General features: G+C 75.3%; 2 protein-coding genes. Both read left to right on the top strand.

Annotated elements, in window-relative coordinates:
- Positions 1–154 precede the first annotated feature (154 nt).
- Positions 155–1,348, top strand: coding sequence for an ATP-grasp domain-containing protein (locus GPJ59_RS35670; RefSeq protein ID WP_308120679.1), 1,194 nt, complete (start codon positions 155–157; stop codon positions 1,346–1,348).
- Between the two features lie 190 nt (positions 1,349–1,538).
- Positions 1,539–2,006 (top strand): Rieske (2Fe-2S) protein, encoded by a 468-nt coding sequence (locus GPJ59_RS35665; protein ID WP_219672275.1) that lies wholly within the window; start codon positions 1,539–1,541, stop codon positions 2,004–2,006.
- Positions 2,007–2,214: the final 208 nt, after the last annotated feature.

Raw genomic sequence — 2,214 nt, 5'->3', positions numbered from 1 at the left:
GGTCCCGCCCGCGCCGGTGGCGACGGCTGCGACGCCTGCGTCGGCCGGCCCGACCGCTCCGGCCGCGCCCGCGCCGCGCTGACGCCGCACCCGCCCCGTCCCATCCCTGCTTCGCGCTTCGCGCATCGCGCGCTTCGAGTGGAAGGAAAAGTCTGTGAAGGATCTCCTGGTGGTCGGTGTCGGCACGATGGGACGGCCCTACGTCGACGCCGCCCAGCGGCTCGGGGTCAGGGTCCGGGCCGTGGAGTCCGAGGCCCTGCTCGCCGCCGGCCCGGCCGACCCCGACGTCACGTACTACCCGGTTCCCAACGGCCTGGACGAGTCCTGGCAGCAGGGCGTCACCCGGGCGATCACCGAGCGGACCCCCGACGGCGTGCTCGCCTTCGCCGAGGCCCACGTCCTGGCGGGCGCCCTGGCGCAGGAGCGCCTCGGCCTGCCCGGACCGTCCCTGCACGCGGCCGTCATCTCCCGCAACAAGGCCCTGCAGCGCACCGGTTTCGGCGCGTACGGGGTCCCGCAGCCCGGCTTCCTGCTCGCCCCGGACCTGGGCTCCGCGCGGGAGTGGATGGCCGAGCGGCTGCCGGTCGTGGTCAAGCCGCTCACCCTCGGCGGCAGCGAGGGGGTCGAGCTCGTCACCACTCCGGCCGAGGCCGACGAGATCGTCGTACGCCGTGGCGGCGAGGGGAAGATCCTGGTCGAGGAGGCCGTCCAGGGCCCCGAGTACAGCTGGGAGGCGCTCGTCCACGAGGGCGAGGTCCTCTTCCGGAACGTGACGGAGAAGGAGACCACCGCCCCGCCGTTCTTCGTGGAGCTCTCCCACCGCATCGGCCACCGGTTCACCGACCCGGCGCTGGCGGCCCAGGTCGACGCGCTGACCTCCGGCGTCCTGCGCGCGCTGAACATGCGGACCGGGCTGGTGCACCTGGAGTTCCGGGTCGGCGTGGACGGTCCGGTCCTGATGGAGGTCGCCGTCCGCACGCCCGGGGACTTCCTCGCCGAGGCGGTCGGCCTGACGTACGGCTTCGACCTGCACGAGGCGGTGGTCCGGCTCGCGCTCGGGCTGCCGCTGGGCGACCGGGTGCCCACCGAGCCCGTCGCGTACGCGGCGACGTACTTCCCGACCTGCGCGGCCGGCACCATCACCGCGGTCGACGGGGTGCAGGAGATCGCGGCGCACCCGGACGTCGTCCGCATCCGGCTGCGCAAGGGGCCCGGTGACGTCGTGGGGCGGCTGACCTCGTCCTCGCAGCGGCTCGGGCACGTCCTGGTGCGGGCGGGCTCGCCGGAGGAGCGCGAGGACGCGCTGAAGTTCGTGGCGGACCGGCTGCGGATCGAGGTGACGCCCTGAGGCCCGCCTGAGGCCCACCCGGTCCACCTGAGTGCGCGGCCGGCGGCGGGCCGAGGACGCGCCCGAGGACGCGCCCGAGGGCGGGCCCGAAGACGCGGTCGGAGATGCGGCCGGAGAGGTGAACCAGGCTTGCGGACGGGACGTGTTGCCGTCAGAGTCCACTCCCGGGACGACGCAAGGAGACATCTTCATGGCCGACACCACGCACCGCCGCACCGTTCTCGCGGCCGGCGCCGCCACCCTGGCCGGCGCCGCGCTCAGCGGCTGCGCGAACGAGGAGACCCCCAAGGAGAGCACCGGCGCCCCGGAGGCCGGGGTGGGCCAGCAGCCCGCCCCCGCCGACCCGGCCGCGGAGGCCGCCGCGGGCGGGAAGAAGACCCTCGGGGCCGCGGCCGACATCCCGGTCGGCGGCGGCAAGGTCTTCACGGAGCAGAAGGTCGTGGTCACCCAGCCCACGGCCGGCCAGTTCAAGGCGTACTCGGCGGTCTGCACCCACCAGGGCTGTGCGGTGACCTCGGTGACGGACGGTCACATCGTCTGCCCGTGCCACAAGAGCCTGTTCAAGGTCGCCGACGGCTCGCCGGCCGGCGGCCCGGCCACGCGCCCGCTGCCCGCCCAGAAGATCGCCGTCGAGGGCGGGAACATCACGCTGGCCTGAGCCACGCCGGCCCGAGCCACGCTGACCTGATGCGCTCGGGCCTGAGTCGCTCGGGCCCGAGCCCCCTGGGCCCGAGCGACTCGCGGCGCCGCCGGGCTACTCGCCGCGCCGCCGCGCCAGCCGCTTGCCGCCCAGGACCACGGCGGCCACGCCGCCCAGGACCAGATGTCCGGCGGGGGCCGGCACCCCGCCGAATGCTGGACCCAGT

It is taken from the genome of Streptomyces bambusae (genome assembly GCF_019400985.1).
Classification (GTDB): Bacteria; Actinomycetota; Actinomycetes; order Streptomycetales; family Streptomycetaceae; genus Streptomyces; species Streptomyces bambusae_A.
The sequence above is the reverse complement of the archived record's forward strand: the minus strand, read 5'-3'. Positions and strand labels throughout refer to the sequence as shown.